This is a genomic window from Nonomuraea sp. CA-143628, assembly GCF_050942315.1.
GTDB lineage: Bacteria > Actinomycetota > Actinomycetes > Streptosporangiales > Streptosporangiaceae > Nonomuraea.
The window spans coordinates 2410270-2428623 of the sequence record NZ_CP192072.1 but is presented as its reverse complement, the minus strand read 5'-3'; the positions used below and the strand labels follow the sequence as shown (position 1 = coordinate 2428623).

The 18354-nt window shown below is 70.2% G+C and carries 22 protein-coding genes and 3 tRNA genes; 12 read left to right on the top strand and 13 right to left on the bottom strand.

The annotated features are described in order from the left end of the window. Position 1: 1 nt before the first annotated feature. Complete coding sequence (locus tag ACQP2T_RS11385) at positions 2–712, bottom strand: lysophospholipid acyltransferase family protein (RefSeq protein ID WP_433516111.1); 711 nt, start codon at positions 710–712, stop codon at positions 2–4. 74 nt (positions 713–786) lie between these two features. On the opposite strand from ACQP2T_RS11385, the gene cofC reads away from it, so the two are divergent. Together cofC and ACQP2T_RS11375 are read left to right on the top strand one after the other, a co-directional pair. Next, positions 787–1422 (top strand): 2-phospho-L-lactate guanylyltransferase, encoded by a 636-nt coding sequence (cofC, locus tag ACQP2T_RS11380; RefSeq protein ID WP_433516110.1) that lies wholly within the window; start codon positions 787–789, stop codon positions 1420–1422. 75 nt (positions 1423–1497) lie between these two features. Further along, complete coding sequence (locus ACQP2T_RS11375) at positions 1498–1698, top strand: hypothetical protein (RefSeq protein ID WP_357643721.1); 201 nt, start codon at positions 1498–1500, stop codon at positions 1696–1698. 83 nt (positions 1699–1781) lie between these two features. Here ACQP2T_RS11375 and ACQP2T_RS11370 read toward each other — a convergent pair whose 3' ends face one another. From ACQP2T_RS11370 to leuC, 4 genes are all read right to left on the bottom strand, one after another. Continuing rightward, positions 1782–2081, bottom strand: a complete 300-nt coding sequence (locus ACQP2T_RS11370) for an HU family DNA-binding protein (RefSeq protein ID WP_357643719.1) — start codon at positions 2079–2081, stop codon at positions 1782–1784. Between the two features lie 98 nt (positions 2082–2179). Continuing rightward, positions 2180–2419 (bottom strand): hypothetical protein, encoded by a 240-nt coding sequence (locus ACQP2T_RS11365; RefSeq protein WP_358539578.1) that lies wholly within the window; start codon positions 2417–2419, stop codon positions 2180–2182. After that, positions 2398–2985, bottom strand: a complete 588-nt coding sequence (gene leuD / locus ACQP2T_RS11360) for a 3-isopropylmalate dehydratase small subunit (protein WP_433516109.1) — start codon at positions 2983–2985, stop codon at positions 2398–2400. Before leuD ends, ACQP2T_RS11365 begins: the two co-directional genes overlap by 22 nt. A 10-nt stretch (positions 2986–2995) precedes the next feature. Then, on the bottom strand, positions 2996–4384 hold the full coding sequence (gene leuC, locus ACQP2T_RS11355) for a 3-isopropylmalate dehydratase large subunit (RefSeq protein WP_433516108.1): 1389 nt from the start codon (positions 4382–4384) through the stop codon (positions 2996–2998). 97 nt (positions 4385–4481) lie between these two features. Between leuC and ACQP2T_RS11350 the strand changes: the two genes are divergently transcribed. Then, complete coding sequence (locus ACQP2T_RS11350) at positions 4482–5198, top strand: IclR family transcriptional regulator (protein ID WP_225291990.1); 717 nt, start codon at positions 4482–4484, stop codon at positions 5196–5198. 58 nt (positions 5199–5256) lie between these two features. Next, positions 5257–6975 (top strand): hypothetical protein, encoded by a 1719-nt coding sequence (locus ACQP2T_RS11345; protein ID WP_433516107.1) that lies wholly within the window; start codon positions 5257–5259, stop codon positions 6973–6975. A 176-nt stretch (positions 6976–7151) separates the two neighbouring features. Here ACQP2T_RS11345 and ACQP2T_RS11340 read toward each other — a convergent pair. From ACQP2T_RS11340 to ACQP2T_RS11325, 4 genes are all read right to left on the bottom strand, one after another. Next, a tRNA-Glu gene (locus ACQP2T_RS11340) sits at positions 7152–7224 on the bottom strand. An 18-nt stretch (positions 7225–7242) separates the two neighbouring features. After that, positions 7243–7318 (bottom strand) — tRNA-Glu (locus tag ACQP2T_RS11335). 79 nt (positions 7319–7397) lie between these two features. After that, positions 7398–7976 (bottom strand): hypothetical protein, encoded by a 579-nt coding sequence (locus ACQP2T_RS11330; protein ID WP_433516106.1) that lies wholly within the window; start codon positions 7974–7976, stop codon positions 7398–7400. A 40-nt stretch (positions 7977–8016) separates the two neighbouring features. Further along, a tRNA-Gln gene (locus tag ACQP2T_RS11325) sits at positions 8017–8088 on the bottom strand. Positions 8089–8252: 164 nt separating this feature from the next. On the opposite strand from ACQP2T_RS11325, the gene ACQP2T_RS11320 reads away from it, so the two are divergent. Further along, positions 8253–10220, top strand: coding sequence for a M3 family metallopeptidase (locus ACQP2T_RS11320; protein ID WP_433516105.1), 1968 nt, complete (start codon positions 8253–8255; stop codon positions 10218–10220). Between the two features lie 146 nt (positions 10221–10366). Here the strand turns inward: ACQP2T_RS11320 and ACQP2T_RS11315 are convergent, their stop codons facing one another. Further along, positions 10367–10921 carry a PadR family transcriptional regulator gene (locus tag ACQP2T_RS11315; RefSeq protein WP_433516104.1) on the bottom strand — a complete coding sequence of 185 codons (555 nt, stop codon included), beginning with the start codon at positions 10919–10921 and terminating at the stop codon, positions 10367–10369. Positions 10922–10977: 56 nt separating this feature from the next. Between ACQP2T_RS11315 and ACQP2T_RS11310 the strand changes: the two genes are divergently transcribed. Next, entirely contained in the window at positions 10978–12468 is a 1491-nt protein-coding gene (locus ACQP2T_RS11310) for an MATE family efflux transporter (protein ID WP_433516103.1), read from the top strand. Here ACQP2T_RS11310 and gltX read toward each other — a convergent pair. Both gltX and ACQP2T_RS11300 read right to left on the bottom strand, forming a co-directional pair. Further along, a complete protein-coding gene (gene gltX / locus ACQP2T_RS11305; protein ID WP_433519755.1) occupies positions 12362–13693 on the bottom strand; it encodes a glutamate--tRNA ligase in 1332 nt (443 codons plus the stop codon). The two genes, ACQP2T_RS11310 and gltX, sit on opposite strands and share 107 nt — an antisense overlap. A 34-nt stretch (positions 13694–13727) precedes the next feature. Then, on the bottom strand, positions 13728–14504 hold the full coding sequence (locus ACQP2T_RS11300; RefSeq protein ID WP_225291995.1) for a fumarylacetoacetate hydrolase family protein: 777 nt from the start codon (positions 14502–14504) through the stop codon (positions 13728–13730). Between the two features lie 198 nt (positions 14505–14702). Here ACQP2T_RS11300 and ACQP2T_RS11295 point away from each other — a divergent pair, with 198 nt between their 5' ends. The 6 genes from ACQP2T_RS11295 to ACQP2T_RS11270 are packed head-to-tail and all read left to right on the top strand — an operon-like array spanning position 14703 to position 17631. Continuing rightward, the gene (locus tag ACQP2T_RS11295; RefSeq protein ID WP_433519754.1) at positions 14703–15170 is read left to right on the top strand and encodes an Asp23/Gls24 family envelope stress response protein; all 468 of its coding nucleotides are present in this window, start codon (positions 14703–14705) and stop codon (positions 15168–15170) included. Further along, positions 15167–15625, top strand: a complete 459-nt coding sequence (locus ACQP2T_RS11290) for an Asp23/Gls24 family envelope stress response protein (RefSeq protein ID WP_433516102.1) — start codon at positions 15167–15169, stop codon at positions 15623–15625. The genes ACQP2T_RS11295 and ACQP2T_RS11290 overlap by 4 nt, the downstream gene beginning before the upstream one ends. After that, entirely contained in the window at positions 15622–15807 is a 186-nt protein-coding gene (locus ACQP2T_RS11285; protein ID WP_363996973.1) for a hypothetical protein, read from the top strand. Before ACQP2T_RS11290 ends, ACQP2T_RS11285 begins: the two co-directional genes overlap by 4 nt. Next, on the top strand, positions 15804–16379 hold the full coding sequence (locus ACQP2T_RS11280; protein WP_433516101.1) for an Asp23/Gls24 family envelope stress response protein: 576 nt from the start codon (positions 15804–15806) through the stop codon (positions 16377–16379). Before ACQP2T_RS11285 ends, ACQP2T_RS11280 begins: the two co-directional genes overlap by 4 nt. After that, positions 16376–17053: a DUF6286 domain-containing protein gene (locus ACQP2T_RS11275; protein WP_433516100.1), complete on the top strand. Its 678-nt coding sequence runs from the start codon at positions 16376–16378 to the stop codon at positions 17051–17053. The genes ACQP2T_RS11280 and ACQP2T_RS11275 overlap by 4 nt, the downstream gene beginning before the upstream one ends. Next, on the top strand, positions 17050–17631 hold the full coding sequence (locus ACQP2T_RS11270; protein WP_433516099.1) for an alkaline shock response membrane anchor protein AmaP: 582 nt from the start codon (positions 17050–17052) through the stop codon (positions 17629–17631). Before ACQP2T_RS11275 ends, ACQP2T_RS11270 begins: the two co-directional genes overlap by 4 nt. A gap of 31 nt (positions 17632–17662) precedes the next feature. On the opposite strand, the gene ACQP2T_RS11265 is transcribed toward ACQP2T_RS11270, so the two are convergent. Then, positions 17663–18262 (bottom strand): HD domain-containing protein, encoded by a 600-nt coding sequence (locus ACQP2T_RS11265; protein WP_433516098.1) that lies wholly within the window; start codon positions 18260–18262, stop codon positions 17663–17665. Between the last annotated feature and the right edge of the window lie 92 nt (positions 18263–18354).

Genomic DNA, 18354 nt, shown 5'->3' with positions numbered 1-18354 from the left:
ATCACCGTCCGGCCGGGTCGTAGGGGGCCGCGGGTGCCTGCTGCCCGCGCAGCGCGGCGAGCTGCTCGGTGATCGCCATCACGATGTCGTGGGTGGCCGCGCGCAGCACGTCGGCCTGCGGCTCCTGCCCTGTGTACGCCGACAGGTCGACCGGCGGCCCCACCATCACGCGGAACGTCTTGCGCGGGAACAATCTTGGCCTTTTCTCTCCATAGGGCAGCAGCTCGTGCGCGCCCCAGTGAGCCACCGGGATCACCGGCGCGCCGCTCTCCAGCGCCAGCCTGGCCGCGCCCGTCTTGCCGACCATCGGCCACAGGTCGGGATCCCGGGTGCAGGTGCCCTCGGGATAGAAGAGGATCGCGGCGCCGTCCTTCAGCCGCGCCGCCGACTCGTGCAGCGACTTGGCCGCCTCGTCGCTGCCCCGCTCGACGGGAATGGCGCACAGGGAGCGGACGGCGTTGCCCAGGAACGGCACCCTGAACAGCGTGGCCTTGGCCAGGATGACCGGCCACCGCCCGTTGTTGTAGAGGAAGTGCGCCAGCAGCACGGGGTCGGTCCAGGAGAGGTGATTCGTCGCGATGATGATGCCGCCTGTGCGGGGAATGCGCTCGCCCCCGCGCCAGTCCTTCTTGATCAGGAGCCATGACAGTGGTTTCACGATCACTACGGCCAGGGTCTCCCAGAAACGCGATGGGCGCGTGGGGCGGCTCATGATCTCCTCCTACGGTCTGCGCCCCAAGTCTCCCGGTTGGCCGCATGGGATGTCGAGGCGCGATGCTTAAGCCTATGAGCATCCGCTGGTCACTGGTCATTCCGGTGAAGACGCTGGTCGCGGCCAAGACACGACTGGCGGCCGCCACGGGTCCGCACCGCACCCGGCTGGCCGTCGCCGTCGCCTGCGACACCGTCGCGGCGGCGCTCTCCTGCCCGCTGGTGGCCCGGGTAATCGTGGTGACCGCCGACCCGGCCGCCGCCGGGCCGCTGACCGCGCTGGGGGCCGAGGTGGTGCACGACCCCGACCGCGGCCTGAACACCGCCCTGCGCACGGGCGCGGCGCACGCCGTACGCATCGCGCCCGGCGACGGGATCGGCGCCCTCCAGGCGGACCTGCCCGCCCTGCGCCCGGCGGAGCTGGCCACCGCGCTGACCCGCGCCGCCGAGTTCGACCAGTCCTTCGTGCCCGACGCGCTCGACGTCGGCACCACCTTCTACGGGGTACGGCCGGGCCGCCCGTTCACGCCGCGCTTCGGCGGGGAGTCGCGGGCCAAGCACCTGGCGGGCGGCGCCAAGGAGCTGTGTACGGAGGACATCGACTCGGTCAGGCGCGACGTGGACACCCCCGACGACCTGCGGGCCGCCATCGCCCTGGGACTGGGACGGCACACCGCCGCGGTGGTCGCCGAGCTGTGGCCGCCTTCGTGACGCGCCGGGCCGTGGCCGTCTTCGTGAGGCGCCGGGGTCTCGCTGGGCGCGGACGCACCGTTTACGCTGGGCCGCATGCAGGCGACGGTACGCAGTTTCGATCCGGTGACGCGTTCCGGCTCGGTCTTCCTCGACGACGGGACCGTGCTGGAGTTCGGCACGCCCGCCTTCGACGCGGGGCCGCTGCGGCTCCTGCGCTCGGGGCAGCGGGTCCGTCTCGCGATGACGGGTGACGAGATCACCTACATAACGCTGTCGACCTTTCCGCTCCCCTGATTCTCCGGGAATCCGGGAATCCCAGGGATAAGGAAACGCCCGGCCCCCCGACAGGGGACCGGGCGCCCGGCCAGCTCTTCCGACTACTTCTTCTTCGAAAGCTTCTTGCCGCCGACGTTCACGAGTTCCTTGAAGTCCGAACCCGGACGGAACTTGGGCCCCCAGCTCTCCGCGACCGCGATTTCGGCACCCGTAGACGGGTTACGGGCGCTCCTGGCCCCCTTGTGGACCATCTCGAACGCGCCGAAGCCGGTGATCGAGACCTTGTCTCCGCTGGCGACCGCCTTCTGGATGGCGTCGATGATCGCGTTCACGGCCTCCGTGGCCGTCCTCCTGTCGCCCACCCGGTCTGCGATGGCGTCGACGAGTTCCCGCTTGTTCATAAAGGTCTGCTCCCCCAGTTACGGCTCGGGGTTCCAGCTCATGAGTTCTCGGTAGAAACCCCTTACGCGCTCGAAAGTAGGCGGGATCGCGGGGGAACTCAATCACCGAGCGTGTTTTCGGGTGCGCGTGGCGTGTCGAAATCGCTGTCGAGTGTGGCGAGAAACGCTTCGAGGCGGGCCGCCGCCCTTTCCGGATCCCGCTTGGCGAGATCGCAGATCGCGACGTAACGGCGGCCCAGCCGTTCCTTCTCGGCGGCGGGCAGCATGCGGACGCGGCGGTGCGCTTCGCGCAGCCGCCGCGCCAGTTCGTCGTCTTCTAGACGGTCGTCGGCAGCCATGGCTGCCGACCATTCTCGTACGTCGCCACATCGTCGGCATGACGCAGGGTCAGTCCGATGTCGTCGAGGCCCTCCATGAGGCGCCAGCGGGTGTAGTCGTCGATCTCGAAGCCGACGCTCTCCCCGGCCCAGCGGACCTGGCGCTCCACGAGGTCGACGGTCACCTCCAGCCCCGGGTCGGCCTCGACGGCCGCCTGGAGTGCCTCGACCTTGTCGCCCGGCAGGACGACCGGGAGCAGGCCCATCTTGGTGGAGTTGTTGCGGAAGATGTCGCCGAAGCGGGCGGCGATCACGGCGCGGAAGCCGTACTGCTGCAGAGCCCACACGGCGTGCTCACGCGAGGAGCCGGTGCCGAAGTCGGGGCCCGAGACGAGGACCGAGGCGCCGTTGTAGGCCGGGTCGTTGAGCACGAACGCCGGGTCCTCGCGCCAGGCGGCGAACAGGCCCTTCTCGAACCCGGTCCTGCTGACCTGCTTGAGCCAGACGGCCGGGATGATCTGGTCGGTGTCGACGTTGCTGCGGCGCAGCGGCACCGCCGTACCGGTGTGGGTGGTGAAGGCGTCCATCGGAAGTCTCCTAAGCGAGGTCGGCGGGGGCGGTCAGGCGGCCGGTGACGGCGGTCGCGGCGGCGACCTGCGGCGACACCAGATGGGTGCGGCCACCCTTGCCCTGGCGGCCCTCGAAGTTGCGGTTGGAGGTGGAGGCGCTGCGCTCGCCCGGCTGGAGCGTGTCGGGGTTCATGCCGAGGCACATCGAGCAGCCCGCCTCGCGCCATTCGGCGCCGGCGGCCTTGAACACCTCGTGCAGGCCCTCCTGCTCGGCCTGGAGCTTGACCAGCATCGAGCCGGGCACGATCAGCGTGCGGGTGGTGACCTGGCGGCCGCGCAGGATCTCGGCGGCGGAGCGCAGGTCCTCGATGCGGCCGTTGGTGCACGAGCCGACGAAGACCGTGTCGACCTGGATCTCGCGCAGCGGCGTGCCGGCCGTGAGGCCCATGTACTCCAGCGCCCGCTCGGCCGCCGAACGCGCGATCGGGTCGGCGAAGTCCTCGGGGCTGGGCACGGACGCGCCCAGCGGCAGGCCCTGGCCCGGGTTAGTGCCCCAGGTGACGTACGGGGTGAGCGTCGAGGCGTCGATCTCGACCACCTTGTCGAACACGGCGTCGTCGTCGGTGCGCAGCGACTTCCAGTATTCGACGGCCTGGTCCCACGCCTCGCCGGTCGGCGCGTGCTGACGGCCCTTGAGGTAGTCGAAGGTGGTCTCGTCGGGCGCGATCAGGCCCGCGCGGGCACCGGCCTCGATCGACATGTTGCAGACCGTCATGCGGCCCTCCATGGAGAGCTTGCGTACGGCCTCGCCACGGTATTCGACGATGTAGCCCTGGCCGCCGCCGGTGCCGATCTTGGCGATGATGGCCAGGATCAGGTCCTTGGCCGTGACGCCGACGGGCAGCTCGCCCGAGACCTCGATGGCCATCGTCTTCGGCCGGTAGGCCGGTAGCGTCTGGGTGGCCAGCACGTGCTCGACCTCGGAGGTGCCGATGCCGAACGCGATGCCGCCGAACGCGCCGTGCGTGGAGGTGTGGGAGTCACCGCAGACGATCGTCATGCCCGGCTGGGTCAGGCCGAACTGCGGGCCGATGATGTGCACCACGCCCTGACCGGCGTCACCCATGGGATGCAGCCGGATGCCGAACTCGGCGGCGTTCTTGCGCAGCGTCTCGACCTGGGTCTTGGACACCGGGTCGGCGATCGGGCCGAGCACGGTCGGCACGTTGTGGTCTTCGGTGGCGATGGTGAGCTCAGGCCTGCGCACGGTCCGCCCGGCGAGACGGAGACCGTCGAACGCCTGCGGGCTGGTCACCTCGTGGATGAGGTGCAGGTCGATGTAGAGGAGGTCGGGTTCGCCGTCGGCGCGGCGCACGACATGCTGCTCCCAGACCTTCTCCGCCAATGTGCGGGCCATGATCTCCTCCTGGTTGATGCGATGCTCCCCATCGCGCTCCCTCGCGGGAGAGTCCTCCGACTTGCCTTCTCATATGTCGAGACGTCAGTATCGGTGTATGGACAACTCTAGCGGAGTCGGCGTACTGGACAAGGCCGTTCTGGTACTCAATGCCCTCGAAGCGGGTCCCGCTTCGCTGGCACAGCTGGTCCAGGCCACCGGCCTGGCCCGCCCCACGGCCCACCGGCTCGCCGTCGCACTCGAGCACCACCGCATCGTGACCCGTGACACACAGGGCAGGTTCGTGCTCGGCCCACGGCTTTCCGAGTTGTCCACGGCGGCGGGTGAGGACCGGTTGCTCGCGGTGGCCGCGCCCGTGCTGATGCAGTTGCGCGACCTCACCGGCGAGAGCGCGCAGCTCTACCGGCGCCAGGGTGACGAGCGTGTGTGCGTGGCCGCGGCCGAACGGTCCAGCGGGTTGCGCGACACCGTGCCCGTGGGCTCGGCCTTGCCGATGACGGCGGGTTCCGCCGCCCAGATATTGCTGGCGTGGGAGGAGCCCGACCGCCTGCACCGGGGGCTGCGCGGCGCGAAATTCACCGCCGCCACGCTGGCGTCGGTGCGCCGCAGAGGATGGGCGCACAGTGTCGGCGAGCGCGAGCAGGGAGTGGCCAGCGTCTCCGCGCCGATAAGGGGCAGCGGCGGCAAGGTCATCGCGGCGGTCTCGGTTTCCGGTCCCATCGAACGGCTGACGAGAGCCCCCGGCCGACTGCACGCGGTGCCCGTCATGGCGGCCGCCGAACGCATCACGGAAGCGATGCGCCGCACGTCATGATCAGCAAAAGCGACTATTTGGGGAGCCGAGTGCCTCGCGGGCGCACTAGCCTGAGTGCGTGACAGATCGCATCGAGGTAGCCGCCACTGAGCTGCGACCCCTGCTCGAAGAGTTCATCATCTGGGCGCGCGACAACGCGCCCGAGAGCGACCCCGAGCTCGTGGGACCAGCGGCGCTGTGGCACCGCCTCGCCTTCTCCCAGGATCTCGGCACGTGGAAGCGTGCCGACCTGCGCAACCTGCTGCTCGACCGCATGCCCAAGGTCGTGGAGGACGCCGACGCCGCGGCCGACGGGATGCTCCCGGCCGTCGACGCGTACCTGACGTTCCTCTCGCAGACCGGACGGCTCACCGAGGGTTCTGACTCCCTCTCCGACCTGCAGGCCGAGCTCGACGACGTCGAGGACGACTTCGTCGAGCTGATGGAGGACCTCCTCGACGACGACGCCGAAGGCGACGACGAGGAGGAGGAGGAGATCGGCGACCTGGGCGACTTCGAGCCGTTCGCCGACGCGCTGGCCGACCTCGACACGATCAGGCTGCGCCCCGACTCCGAGCTGGCCACGGCCGCCCGCGAGGTGCCGCTGATCGCCCAGGCGCGCGACCTGGCCGTGTGGGTGGGCTCCGGGCGCCGGGTGGGCGAACAGACCCTGCTCTCCGAGGACGAGGTGGCCGAGGCGCTGACCGCCGTCGGGCTGCCCAGGCCGGAGACCGAGGGCTCGCTCGCCGAGGCCGTCCCGCAGCTGTGGAACGTCTGGAACCTCGCCGTCGACCTGGAGTTCCTGGAGCCGGGTGACGCCAACACCGTGGGCGTCCAGGACGACACGTCCGAGTGGCCGTTCGACGACGACGAGGACGTGCTCGACGCCTGGATGCTCGGCCTGCACTCGGTCGACTACGGCGACCCCGAGCTGGCCGACGAGGACCTCACCATGGCCCTGGCGGGCCTCACGCGGGGCGTGCTGGTCAGGCTGCTCCTCGGCGGCGGTTCCCGCGACCTCGCGGAGCTCGGCCAGGAGCTGTCCGAGGCGGCCGCGGAGCTCGACGAGCTGGGCTCCGACGCCTGGGAGGCGGCGGGCGACCCGCTCGCCGGGGCGCTCGCCTGGCTGACCGGCTACGGCATGGTCGAGGTCACCGGCCAGACGGTCAGCCTCACGCCGCTCGGCACCGAGGGAGTCGTCCACTTGGTGGACGACTCCGACATCGAGGTCGACGCGCGGCCGGCCATCGAGTCGATGAGCGCCCACGAGCTGCTCGCGCTCAGCGCCGAGCTGCCGGAGGAGGAGGCCGACGCCGAGTTCGCCGACTGGATGCGGCTGCGCGAGCCCGGCAAGGCGGCCGAGGAGCTGCTGGAGGCCGCCGCCCAGGACGAGTCCGACGCGCTCATCCGGGTGCAGGCGGCCAGCGTGGTCGGCACACTCGGTGAGGCGGCGATCCCGGCCTGGCAGGAGGCGCTGAAGCAGTCCTCGCTGCGCCCCTACGCGGCCACGCACCTGAGCCAGCTCCAGGTGGAGGGCGCGCCGGAGCCGACGCAGGACGACACCCACTGGCTGATCCTCGACATGTGGACGATCTCGGCCGGGCTCGGCCGGTCGGAGTTCATCGGGAGCCTGCGGGACATCGGGCCCGAGCTGCTCAACAACCTGCTCGAGGTGATCTGGAAGATCCCGCACGCGCATGTGGAGGAGCTGCTGGACCTGATCTCTCAGGTCCACCCCGACAAGCAGGTCGCCAAGGCGGCGCGGCGGGCACTGTTCAAGGCCCGCTCCAACTCCTAGGCATTTTCGTACGGATGGCGCCGCTCCAGCTGCTGGGGCGGCGCCATCGCCATTCCAGCGACGTCTTGGGCGGGCAACCAGGTTGGACCGGCAACGGGCTTGGATGGGCGACCGCCTTGGGCGGGCAAATGAAAAAGCCCCCGGCGCGAAATGCGACCGAGAGCGGTGATGAAATGTAGTCCCGACCGGATTCGAACCGGCGCTACCGCCTTGAGAGGGCGGCGTCCTGGGCCACTAGACGACGGGACCTTCGTGAGCTTGTGGCAGTGGTAGTCCCGACCGGATTCGAACCGGCGCTACCGCCTTGAGAGGGCGGCGTCCTGGGCCACTAGACGACGGGACCCTGTCCACAAGCGATTTGCCAGGTTCCCCCGGCAACGCAGGTAACTCTACCGCACCCTCGGAGCACCTCCAAACCACTATCAGGCCAGCAGATCGGGCCTATGGCGGCGGACCCAGTCGCCCATCGGGCCGCGTTCCCAGAGTGGATCGACGGCGCCGAGCGGGATGCCGAGCCACTGGAGGCCGGTCTCCGGATCGACGGGCACCGCGGCGAGCTGGGCCCGCATCCACTGGGGTATCCGTGGCGGCACGTCACGCTCGCCCCAGCCGATCAGCCCGACGGACCACAGGGCGCCGGCCCGCACCCGGACGCCGCCAAGGCCGCCGATCGGACGAGGGCTGGCCATCCGGCTCTCCACGACGTCGATCCGCTCCATCCGGGCCCACGCCAGCCGGAGGCGGAAGCCGTGGGCGTCGGCCAGCTCCACGCCCTGCGGGGAGAAGCGCACGACGGTGCCCGCCACCATCCGGCGGTGCTTGATCGCCAGCACGCCGATGAGCGCGCCGACGCCGAGGGCGCCGATCAGCACTCCGGCGGCCGCGCTGCCCGTCACGAAGGCGCCGAGCAGTAGGCACACGGGGAAGAAGAGAACGAGGGGCGCCAGAAGGGGGGCCAGGAAGGCGAGGAACGACTCCGGCCGCATCCGAAATTCATCCATAAGCAAAAAACGGACGCCTCTATGAGACATCCGTTAAGCGCTGGGGTACCAGGACTCGAACCTAGACTAACTGAACCAGAATCAGTCGTGCTGCCAATTACACCATACCCCACCGGCCCGAACCCCGTGGGGTGCGTTAAGGCGACGTCCGAAAGAATAGCCCAGCTTGGGCGCCAAGACCAAAACGATTGCCGAACCCCCTTCCTCAGGGGCGCGGAAGGGGGCCGGGCGTGCCAAGCTGAGGGAGTCAAAGCACCACGTGGAGGAGCCCAAGCGTTGGCAGAGAACCCCTTCTTCGCCCCCAGCAGCCTGCCCTACCAGCTGCCGCCCTTCGAGGAGATCCGCGAGGAGCACTACCTCCCCGCGTTCGAGCGCGGGATGGCGGAAGGGCTGGCCGAGGTCGAGGCGATCGCGGACAGCGGCGAGCCGCCCACCTTCGACAACACGATCGCCGCGCTGGAGCGTTCCGGGCGCATCCTGGAGCGCGTGTCCGCGGCCTTCTTCAGCATCGTCTCCTCCAACTCCACGGAGGGCGTCCTGGAGCTGGAGAAGCAGATCTCGCCCGCGCTGGCCAAGCACAGCGACGCGATCCGGCTCAACCGCGCGCTCTGGGCCCGCGTCAAGCGGGTGACCACGGACGACCCCGAGGAGTCGTGGCTGCTGGAGAAATACCGCGAGGACTTCGTCAGGGCCGGCGCCGACCTGACGGAGGCCGAGCAGGGCGAGCTGCGACGGCTCAACGAGGAGCTGTCCCGGCTGTCCACCGAGTTCGCCCAGAACCTGCTGAAGGCGCTGAGCGAGTCCGCGCTGGTCGTCGACGACGCCAAGGATCTCGACGGCTTCGACGAGGCCACGATCCAGTCGCTGGCCAAGGACGGGCGCTACGTCCTGCCGCTGCTCAACTACACCAACCAGCCGGCGCTGGCCCAGCTCACCGACCGCGACGTGCGCCGCAGGCTCTACACGCTGAGCGTGGAGCGGGCGCCGCACAACTTCGAGCTGGCGATCAAGATGGCCACGCTGCGGGCCGAGCGGGCCGCGCTGCTGGGCTTCCCCAACCACGCCGCCCACACGGTCGCCGACCAGACGGCCAAGACCGTGGAGGCGGTCGAGGCCATGCTGGGACAGCTCGTCGGGCCGGCCGTACGCAATGCGAAGAAAGAGGCGGAGGCGCTCACCGAGCAGGCCGGGTTCGCGGTCGAGCCGTGGGACTGGTCCTACTACTCGGAGAAGGTGCGCCAGGCCCGCTACGACTTCGACGCCGGAGCCATGCGGCCTTACTTCGAGCTGTGGCGCGTCTACCGCGACGGCGTGTTCCACGCGGCCACGCGGCTCTACGGCGTCACGTTCACCGAGCGGCCCGACTTGAAGGGCTACCACGAGGACGTACGCGTCTACGAGGTGTTCAACGAGGACGGCGGCCGGCTCGGCCTGTTCCTGCTCGACCCGTACGCCCGGCCCAACAAGCGGGGCGGCGCGTGGATGAACAACCTGGTCGACCAGTCGGGCCTGTTCGGTGAGCTGCCGGTCGTGATGAACAACCTCAACATCACCAAGCCGGGCTCCGGGCCGACGCTGCTGACCTACGACGAGGTCAACACGGCTTTCCATGAGTTCGGACACGCGCTGCACGGGTTGTTCTCCGAGGTGCGCTTCCCCCGCGTGTCGGGCACCAGTGTGCCGCGCGACTTCGTCGAGTACCCGTCCCAGGTCAACGAGATGTGGGCGACCTGGCCGGAGATCCTGGCCAACTACGCCAAGCACCACGAGACCGGCGAGCCGATGCCCGCCGAGCTGGTGGAGAAGATGAAGGCCGCGGAGAAGTTCAACCAGGGCTTCATGACGGTCGAATATCTGGCCGCGACACTCCTCGACTGGGCCTGGCACAAGCTGGCCGCGGGCGAGGCGGTGGCCGACGCCGAGGCGTTCGAGTCCGCGGCGCTGGAGGCGGCCGGGATCGCCCTGCCGACGGTCCGGCCGCGTTACCGGACCAACTACTTCGCGCACATCTTCGCGGGGGGCTACAGCGCCGGCTACTACTCCTACATCTGGAGCGAGGTGCTGGACGCCGAGAGCGTCCTGTGGTTCAAGGAGAACGGCGGGCTGGAGCGGGCGAACGGCGACCACTTCCGCCGCGAGCTGCTGTCCAGGGGCGGCAGCATCGACCCGCTGACCGCCTTCCGCAACTTCCGCGGCCGGGAGCCCAGCATCCAGCCGCTGCTGGAGCGCCGCGGCCTCCTCTGACATCTCCGACGCCTCACACCGGATTGAGGCCCCAGCGCCGCCGTAGGGCGCGCCGCGGCCTCCTCTGACACCCGACGCCCTGTCCGGCGCCCCTGGTCGGCACTCTCCATCTCGCACGACTCAGGGGTGTCGCTCGGGGACGCCGCTCAGGGGCGTGGCGGTGCGGCCGGCAGTTCGTCGAGCCGCTGCCTGAGCCAGTCCTGCTCGGCGTGGCTCGCGGCGCGGGCGACCACCAGCATGCCGCGCCGGTAGGGGTCGGGCTCGTCGCGCGCCCTCACCGGCCGCCCACCCTCGTAGAAGAAGCTCGCCGGCGCCTCCAGGAAAGCCAGCCGGCGACGCAGCACGGCGGCCTGGTCGGCGGGGTCGGGCAGCGCCGACAGGAACGTCAGCAGCGCGAAGAACCTCGCCTGGTCGCTGATCTCCAGGTCGGCCGGCTCACGCAACCGCCGCAGCAACTCCTCGCGCCCCGCCGAGGTGATCGTCAGCACCTGGCGGCGTGCCGCCGCGGCCCCCGCCTCCTCGTGCCGCTCGACCAGCCCCTTGCCCTCCAGCCTGGCGATGGCCGGGTAGAGGGCGCCGTCGCTCACCGGCCGCAGGTGCCCGCTCAGCGCGGCGAGACGCGCTTTGAGCTCGTAGCCGTGCATCGGCCGCTCGTGCAGAAACCCCAGGATGGTGAGACTCAGGTCACCGCCACTTGCCATGGATGCATCTTAACGTTATACCTCTATTCGATATATAACGAAGCGAGGCATAGGCAATGATCAGACGCGCCCTCCCCGTCTACGTCGAGCTGCTCACCGCCGTGGTCGCGGTCGGGGTGATCGACCTGCTCTGGGTCTCCGGCCTGGGCGAGCCGGCCATCGCGGCGGTCACCGTGTCCACCACCGTCGAATACCTGGCCTACGGCCTGTTCCTGGCCGTCCCGACGGGCGTCACCGTGCTGATCGGCCGCCGCGACGGCCGCGCGCCGCTCTCCCCCGTGATCAGGACCGGCTGGCTGCTCTGGGCCGTGTTCTCAATCGTGATCGCCGTGCCCGGAGTGCTGCTCCGCGAGCCACTGGCCGCGCTCTTCGCCGGAGACCACGACCTCATGGCCGGTTTTCTGCTGATCTCGCTCGGCGGCCTGCCGGTGTACTTCGCCCAGACGATCGCGGACGGCATCGTCAAGGGCCTGGGCAATACGCGGATCCCCATGCGCAACGCGCTCGTGTGCGGCGCGCTGGTGGTCACCTTGGACCCGCTGTTCATCTACGGCCTCGATCTGGGCGTCCAGGGGGCCGCGCTGGCCACCGTGATCGCACGGACCGCCACGCTGGCGATCTCTCTCCGCACCTTGGTACGACTGACGCCGCGCGACTCGGGCGACGGCCTGCTCGCGAGGGAAGGCGATGGCCCGCTCGCGGGACAAGGCGATGGTCCGCTCGTGAGGGAAGGCGACGGTCCGCTCGCGGGGCAAGGCGATGGACCGCTCATCGGAGAGGTCGTGCGGACCGGACTTCCCATGTCCGGAGATTTCCTGGCTCGTGCCCTCGTGGGCATGGCGCTGGTGGGGATCGTGGCCGGGTTCGGCACCGCGGAGCTGGCGGGCTACGGCATCGGGCAGAAGGTCATGCTCGCCGGGGTGATGGTCTTCTACGCGCTCCGCCAGGCGGCGATGATCAGCACGGCCCGCTTGGAGGCCACCGGCTCGCCGCTCTGGACCGGCCTGGGCGCGGGAGCCGTGGTGGCGGTCGTGCTCAATGCGGTGGCCGTGCCCGTCGTCGGGCTGTTCGGCGCCGCGGCCGACCCCGCTGTGAGCTTCCTGCGGTGGATGCCGCTCTACCTGGTGCCCTTCGGCGGGCTGATCGCCGTCGGTGGCGTGCTCCAGGCGAACGGCAGGGGCAGGCGCCTGCTGACGGCGACGCTGGCCGGCTTCGCCGTACAGCTACCCCTGGCCTACGCGCTGAGCGCCTGGGCCGGTGTCGCGGGCGTGTGGCTGTCGATGGCCGCCGGAGCGGCCATCAGCCTCGGCATCGCGGCCGGCGCCGGAGCGACAGCCAGGCCGGGAGCCCCGGCGGTCAGCTCTGGAACTCCGACGGTCGGCCCTGGAACTCCGACGGTCAGCCCTGGAACCCCGGCGGTCAGCCCTGGAACCCCGGCGGTCAGCCCTGGAGGCGGGCCAGGGCGGCGCGGATCCGCTCCTCGGTGCGTTCGCGGCCGAGCACCTCGATCGACTCGAACAGCGGCAGGCCCACCGTCCGGCCCGTGACGGCGACGCGTACGGGCGCCTGGGCCTTGCCCAGCTTGAGGCCGTGGGCGGCGCCGACCTGCTCCAGCGCCTCCTTCAGCGACTCGGGGTCCCAGCTGACGCCCTGGAGCCGCTCCAGGTAGCCGCCGAGGATCTCCACCGGGGAGTTCTTCATCGCCTTGTCCCAGGAGGCCTCGTCGAACACGGGCTCGTCGAGGAAGAGGAAGTCGACGTTCTGCCTGATCTCGGACAGCACGGTGATGCGGGTCTGCGCCAGCGCGGCGACCTTGCTGAACATCTCCCGGTCCCAGTCGGCCTCGAGATAGGACGAGCAGCGCTCCTCGAACGTCTCGACGGGCAGGGCGCGGATGTATTCGCCGTTGAAGGCCCGCAGCTTCTTCTCGTCGAAGAACGCGCTGGCGGAGTTGACACTCTCCAGTTTGAACAGCGGCATCATCTCCACCCACGGCATGATCTCGCGGTCGTCGCCGGGGCCCCAGCCGAGCAGCATGAGGTAGTTGACCATGGCCTCGGCCAGGTAGCCCTCGGCGCGGTAGTCCTCCAGTGCCACTTTGTCGCGGCGCTTGGACAGCTTCTTGCGCTGCTCGTTGACGATCACCGGCAGGTGCGCCCAGACCGGCGGGTTGGCGCCGAGCGCGGGCCACAGGAGTTGCTGCTTGGCCGCGTTGCCCAGGTGCTCCTCGCCGCGCACCACGTGCGTGATGCCCTGGGTGATGTCGTCGACCGCGTTGGCCAGCACGTAGAGCGGCGAGCCGTCGGTGCGGGCGATGACGAAGTCCTCCTGGGCGTCATTGGGGAACTCCACCCGGCCCCTGATGACGTCCTCGACGACCGTGACGCCCTCGTCGGAGGTGCGGAAGCGGACGGCGCCCTCGGTCAGGCCCCGGTCGCGGCAGAAGCCGTCATAGCCCTTGTGCTCGGAGCCGGTGCGGGCGACGAGCGTCTCGCGGGTGCAGTCGCAGAAGTACGCCTTGCCGTCGGCGAGGAGCTTGGCCACGGCCTCGCGGTGCTGCGGCTCGTAGGCCGACTGGAAATAGGGGCCCTCGAACACCGGGTTGGTGCCGTTGATGCCGATCCAGTCGAGCGCCGAGATGATGCCCTCGGTCCACTCGGGCCGGTTGCGCGTCGCGTCGGTGTCTTCGACGCGCAGCACGAAGCGGCCGCCGGACTGCTCGGCCAGCGCCCAGTTGAACAGCGCCGTACGGGCGCCGCCGACGTGGAACATACCGGTAGGCGACGGGGCGAAACGCACCCGTAGATCAGTCACGGGAGACCACCTTGTTCGTCAGAGTGCCGATGCCTTCGATGCCGACGCTGACCTCGTCACCGACCTCGACCGGGCCGACGCCCGCAGGCGTGCCGGTCAGGATCACATCGCCGGGGATCAGCGTCATGACCGCGCTGACGTAGGCGACCAGCGCGGGAATGTCGTGGATGAGCTGGTTGGTACGGCCGCTCTGGCGCACCTCGCCGTTGACCGTCGTCGTGAGCGCCAGGTCGGAGGGGTCGAGGTCCGTCTGGATCCACGGCCCGAGCGGGCAGAAGGTGTCGAAGCCCTTGGCCCTGGTGAACTGGACGTCCTTCTTCTGCAGGTCGCGGGCGGTGACGTCGTTGGCGCACGTGTAGCCGAAGATGACGTCCTTGGCGCGCTCGACCGGCACCTCGCGGCAGAGCCGGCCGATCACCAGGGCCAGCTCGCCCTCGTAGTCGACGCGGTGGGACAGCGAGGTCGGGTAGGCGATGGGCTCGCCGTGGCCGATCACGGAGGTGGACGGCTTGATGAAGATCAGCGGCTCGTCCGGGACCTCGTTGCCCAGCTCACGGGCGTGCTCGGCGTAGTTTCTGCCGATGGCCACCACCTTGCTGGGCAGCATCGGGGCCAGCAGCCGCACTTGGGACAGCGGGTGGCGTTCGCCGGTGAACTGGACGTCCCCGAACGGGTGCCCGGAGATCGCGGACACGAACTCCTCGCCGGGGCCACCCTCGACCACGCCGAACGACACGCCTTCGCCTGTGGAGAACCTCGCTATACGCACCTGACAAGGCTATCGCCGCCGCCACCCCCTCCGCCCGCCTCATTAATCGGTCACAAACGTACCTAAAGTCCGTTTTGTCGCGCATTTTCGGTTGCCTGGAGGTTACGAGGGCTTTGTGACACATCGAGTGTCAGGAGGTGACGGATCGTGGCTGACACGGTAGTCAATCAGCAGGGCACGGTACCGCGGGCCAGGACGATGGAAGGCGGCCCGGCCGGCTCGCTGGTAACCGACAAGGGCACCACGACCATCGAGGACGTGGTCGTCGCGAAGATCGCCGGCCTCGCGGCGCGCGAGGTGTCCGGCGTGTACGACATGGGCGGCGGCACCGCCAGAGCGCTCAGCACCATGCGCGGCATCGTCGGCGGCGACAAGAGCCTCTCCCAGGGCGTCTCGGTGGAGGTGGGCCAGCGGCAGGCGGCCGTGGACCTCGACCTGGTCGCCGAGTACGGCATCGCGATCCCGGAACTGGCCGGAGCCGTGCGCAGGAACGTCATCAACGCGATCGAGCGCATGTGCGGGCTCGAGGTCACCGAGGTGAACATCAGGGTCGACGACGTACACCTGCCCATGCGGGACACACCCGCCGGGGAGGAGAGCGGTATGGGCACCGCCGAGGGAGAGCGGTCCCGCGGCAAGGCGGAGCAGGGGCCCAGAGTCCAATGACCGACGCCCAGACGAGCGGCGCTCAGGCGAGCGACGCCCCGGCGAGTGGTGCCCGGACGACTGAGGCCACGGCAAGTGACGCCCGGACGGCCGAGACCCCGCCGTCAGAGGACCGGCCCACCGATGCTCCGGCGAGCGAGGCCCAGTTGGTCGCCGAGCGGGTTCGCGCCTGCGCCGGGGTGGCCGGGCTGTCGGGCGGCCTCTTCGGGACGGTGGCGACCTACCTGCCCGGCGAGCGCCTCACAGGAGTCTCCATCAACGACCGCGAGGTGACCATTGACATCGTGGCGCGCCTCGGCCGCCCGCTGCCTGAGACGGCGGAAGAGGTACGGCGGGCGGTGGCCGACCTGGCCGGCGACCGCCCGGTGAACATCCGGATCGACGACGTGGCGCCCGAGGACACGGTGCCCGCAGACAAGACGTCCGAAGACTCGCTGAAGGAGACCTCAAGATGAACATCTCATGGTTGCCCGTGATCGGCATGGCCGTGGGCATGGTGCTGGGCATCGTCGGCGCCATCGGCGGGCTCGGCGCCTTCCTCCTCGTGCTCGTCCTGGGCGCGATCGGTCTCCTGGTGGGCCGCATCATGGAGGGCGGCGAGGTGAACCTGTCGAACCTCTCCGTGAGGCGGAAATGACCACGGACACGCCCGCGTCCCAGGCGTCCCCCGTGCTGGTGCCGGGGCAGCGTCCTACGCCGGCGGTACCGCCGGAGGGGCGTGGCCGTACGGAGGTCACGGACCGCGTGGCGGCCAAGATCGCCCGCTGTGCCGCCGGTGAGGTGGCCGGGGTGCGCGAGGTGATCGAACGCGGCGGCGGACTACGCGGGACGCGCCCGGCGAGCGCCACGGTGCGGGGTGACACCGTGGAGATCGGGCTGACCGTGTCCGTGGCCTACCCGATGCCGCTGCGCGTGGTGGCGGCCGCGATCAGAAGCCACGTGGCGAGCAGGATCGCCGCGCTGACGGGACTCGAGGTGTCCCACGTGGACATCACGATGGCCGAACTCACGGCCCCGCCCGCGCCGACGTGGGGGTTCTCTCGGGAGGCCTTCTCACGGGAGTCCTTGCCGGAGGCACCGCGGGGGTCCTCGCGGGAGGCCTTCTCGCGGGAGTCCTTGCCAGAGGCACCGCAGGAGACCTCGTGGGAGACCTCACGACAGGCACCACCGAAGCCGCCGCCGCGGACACCGCCGGAGGTTTCGCCATGAGTACCGGAGCCCACGGGGCGGATGAACCGGTGACGACGACCCTGGGCGACCAGGCGATGGAGGCGCCGCTGGGCGGGGCGACCATCCGGGTGACGGACCGGCCCCCGAGCGGCGCCGGGCGGGCGGCGGATCGAGCGGCGATGCGGGCCTTCAGGCCGCGCCGGACCGTACCCGCCGTGGTGGTGGCCGCGCTGCTCACGATCCTGGGTGTGGTGGTGGCCGCGCAGACGATCTCGGCGCTCGCCGGGCGGCCGCTGCGGTGGGTCGCCGTGGACCGGATGTTGGTCTGGGCGGCGTCCACTCCGTGGAACAACGGGCTGTTCCTGCTCGGCGCCGCGATCGTCGCGCTGGTCGGGCTGGCGCTGATAGTGGCCGCGCTGGTGCCCGGCAGGCCGCGGTTGGTGCCGGTGCGTACCGGGGACGCGGACCTGATCATCGGCATGCGGCGCAGAAGCTTCGCCAGGGCACTGGCGCATGCCGCGGAAGGGGTTCCGGGCGTGCACGCGGCCCGCGCCTCGGTCCGCGGCCACACGGCCGCCGTCACCGCGACCACCTCCGGGTGGGATCGGGAGCGGTTCGGTGAGGCCGTACACACCGCGGTGCTGTCCAGGCTCGTGGCGCTGAGCCCCATCGAGGCTTACCACGTGAAGGTCAACGTGAGGGAGCGCAAGTGAACCGGAGAACGAGCCGCGGCAACCGCTGGGGTCTGGCCCTGACCGGGATCGTGCTGCTCCTGTTCGGCGTCTACGCGCTGGCCCGCGGCCTGGGGGCGTTCGGGCGGGCCCGCGCGCTGACGCCGATCGTGAACTTCTCCGTGTGGTCGTTCTTCGCGGCCTGGAGCCCGTGGATCTGGTGGGCCATCGCGCTGGTGGCCGTGATCGTGGCGCTGCTCGGCCTGCGCTGGCTGTTCGTCCAGGGGCGCCGCGACAGCCGCGACTCGCTGCGGCTGGAGACCGGCCCCGGCGGCGTCACCGACCTCACCGCGAAGGGCATGACGACCGCGGTCGCGGCGGACGTCGAGACCAGCCCCGCCGTGCTGAGCGCCGGGGCCGACCTCGGGGGCTCCGGCCCCCGGCTGCTGGTGCGGCTGCGCGTCGTGGCGGACGAGCAGGCGCCGATGAGCGAACTCAGGGATCACCTGTCGGGCGTGGCGATCCCGCACATGCGCAGCGCGCTGGATCAGGATCGCGTACCGGCGGTGGCCCGAGTGACCCTGGAACCCGCCCCGGCCGCGCACCGCGTCGTCCACTGAGACGTCGCTCCAGCTGAAGCACTGGTCGGCGCTAGTCGTTGTCCAGCGGGTTGCGGGCGATGCGGTCGGTGATGCCCGCCCGGACGAACCGGCCCGCGAGGCTGGACGGCTTCCGGGTGCCCTGCTCGGTCACGCAGGCCGCGAACTCCTTGGCGATCTCCAGCCGCGGATGGCGGGCGAGCACCTCCTGCCGCAGCTCCACGGGAATCTCATCGGTACGCCGGCCCGAGATGTCCATGCCGGTCGACAGCTCCAGCAGGTGTCCCTCGGGATCCTCCGCCAGCGGCACCTCGTCCCACATGTGGCGGATGATCACCTCGGCCGCCCGCACCCGGCGCTCGACCGGCCACCCGGCCCCCGCCGCGAACGCCCAGGCCACATGCCCGCCCGCCTCCTCGAACGGCACCGTGTGGCTGTCGAACTCCGCGGTCAGCCCGATGTCGTGCAGCATCGACGACACGTACAGGAGCTCGGGGTCGAAGGCGATCTCGTGCAGCCCCGCGTACGCCGCCGCCCACAGGTAGGCGCGGACGGAGTGGTTGAGCAACGAGGGCGAGTGATACCTGGTCGCCACCTCCAAGGCGCCCCGGCAGACGGGGGTGTCCGGGATCACGATGTCGTCGTATCTCATGCCCTCAGCATGTCGTGAAATGTCCGGCCCGGAAACCGAGCCGCATCGAGCCGCTAACGATCCGGCACCCAACTTGACCAGTTGATCGTGAT

Bases quoted from the DNA above. Each gene is read 5' to 3' on its own strand.
- ACQP2T_RS11385 (WP_433516111.1), bottom strand. From the start codon at position 712: ATGAGCCGCCCCACGCGCCCATCGCGTTTCTGGGAGACCCTGGCCGTA.
- cofC (WP_433516110.1), top strand. From the start codon at position 787: ATGAGCATCCGCTGGTCACTGGTCATTCCGGTGAAGACGCTGGTCGCG.
- ACQP2T_RS11375 (WP_357643721.1), top strand. From the start codon at position 1,498: ATGCAGGCGACGGTACGCAGTTTCGATCCGGTGACGCGTTCCGGCTCG.
- ACQP2T_RS11370 (WP_357643719.1), bottom strand. From the start codon at position 2,081: ATGAACAAGCGGGAACTCGTCGACGCCATCGCAGACCGGGTGGGCGAC.
- ACQP2T_RS11365 (WP_358539578.1), bottom strand. From the start codon at position 2,419: ATGGCTGCCGACGACCGTCTAGAAGACGACGAACTGGCGCGGCGGCTG.
- leuD (WP_433516109.1), bottom strand. From the start codon at position 2,985: ATGGACGCCTTCACCACCCACACCGGTACGGCGGTGCCGCTGCGCCGC.
- leuC (WP_433516108.1), bottom strand. From the start codon at position 4,384: ATGGCCCGCACATTGGCGGAGAAGGTCTGGGAGCAGCATGTCGTGCGC.
- ACQP2T_RS11350 (WP_225291990.1), top strand. From the start codon at position 4,482: ATGGACAACTCTAGCGGAGTCGGCGTACTGGACAAGGCCGTTCTGGTA.
- ACQP2T_RS11330 (WP_433516106.1), bottom strand. From the start codon at position 7,976: ATGGATGAATTTCGGATGCGGCCGGAGTCGTTCCTCGCCTTCCTGGCC.
- ACQP2T_RS11315 (WP_433516104.1), bottom strand. From the start codon at position 10,921: ATGGCAAGTGGCGGTGACCTGAGTCTCACCATCCTGGGGTTTCTGCAC.
- ACQP2T_RS11310 (WP_433516103.1), top strand. From the start codon at position 10,978: ATGATCAGACGCGCCCTCCCCGTCTACGTCGAGCTGCTCACCGCCGTG.
- gltX (WP_433519755.1), bottom strand. From the start codon at position 13,693: ATGTTCCACGTCGGCGGCGCCCGTACGGCGCTGTTCAACTGGGCGCTG.
- ACQP2T_RS11295 (WP_433519754.1), top strand. From the start codon at position 14,703: ATGGAAGGCGGCCCGGCCGGCTCGCTGGTAACCGACAAGGGCACCACG.
- ACQP2T_RS11290 (WP_433516102.1), top strand. From the start codon at position 15,167: ATGACCGACGCCCAGACGAGCGGCGCTCAGGCGAGCGACGCCCCGGCG.
- ACQP2T_RS11285 (WP_363996973.1), top strand. From the start codon at position 15,622: ATGAACATCTCATGGTTGCCCGTGATCGGCATGGCCGTGGGCATGGTG.
- ACQP2T_RS11280 (WP_433516101.1), top strand. From the start codon at position 15,804: ATGACCACGGACACGCCCGCGTCCCAGGCGTCCCCCGTGCTGGTGCCG.
- ACQP2T_RS11275 (WP_433516100.1), top strand. From the start codon at position 16,376: ATGAGTACCGGAGCCCACGGGGCGGATGAACCGGTGACGACGACCCTG.
- ACQP2T_RS11265 (WP_433516098.1), bottom strand. From the start codon at position 18,262: ATGAGATACGACGACATCGTGATCCCGGACACCCCCGTCTGCCGGGGC.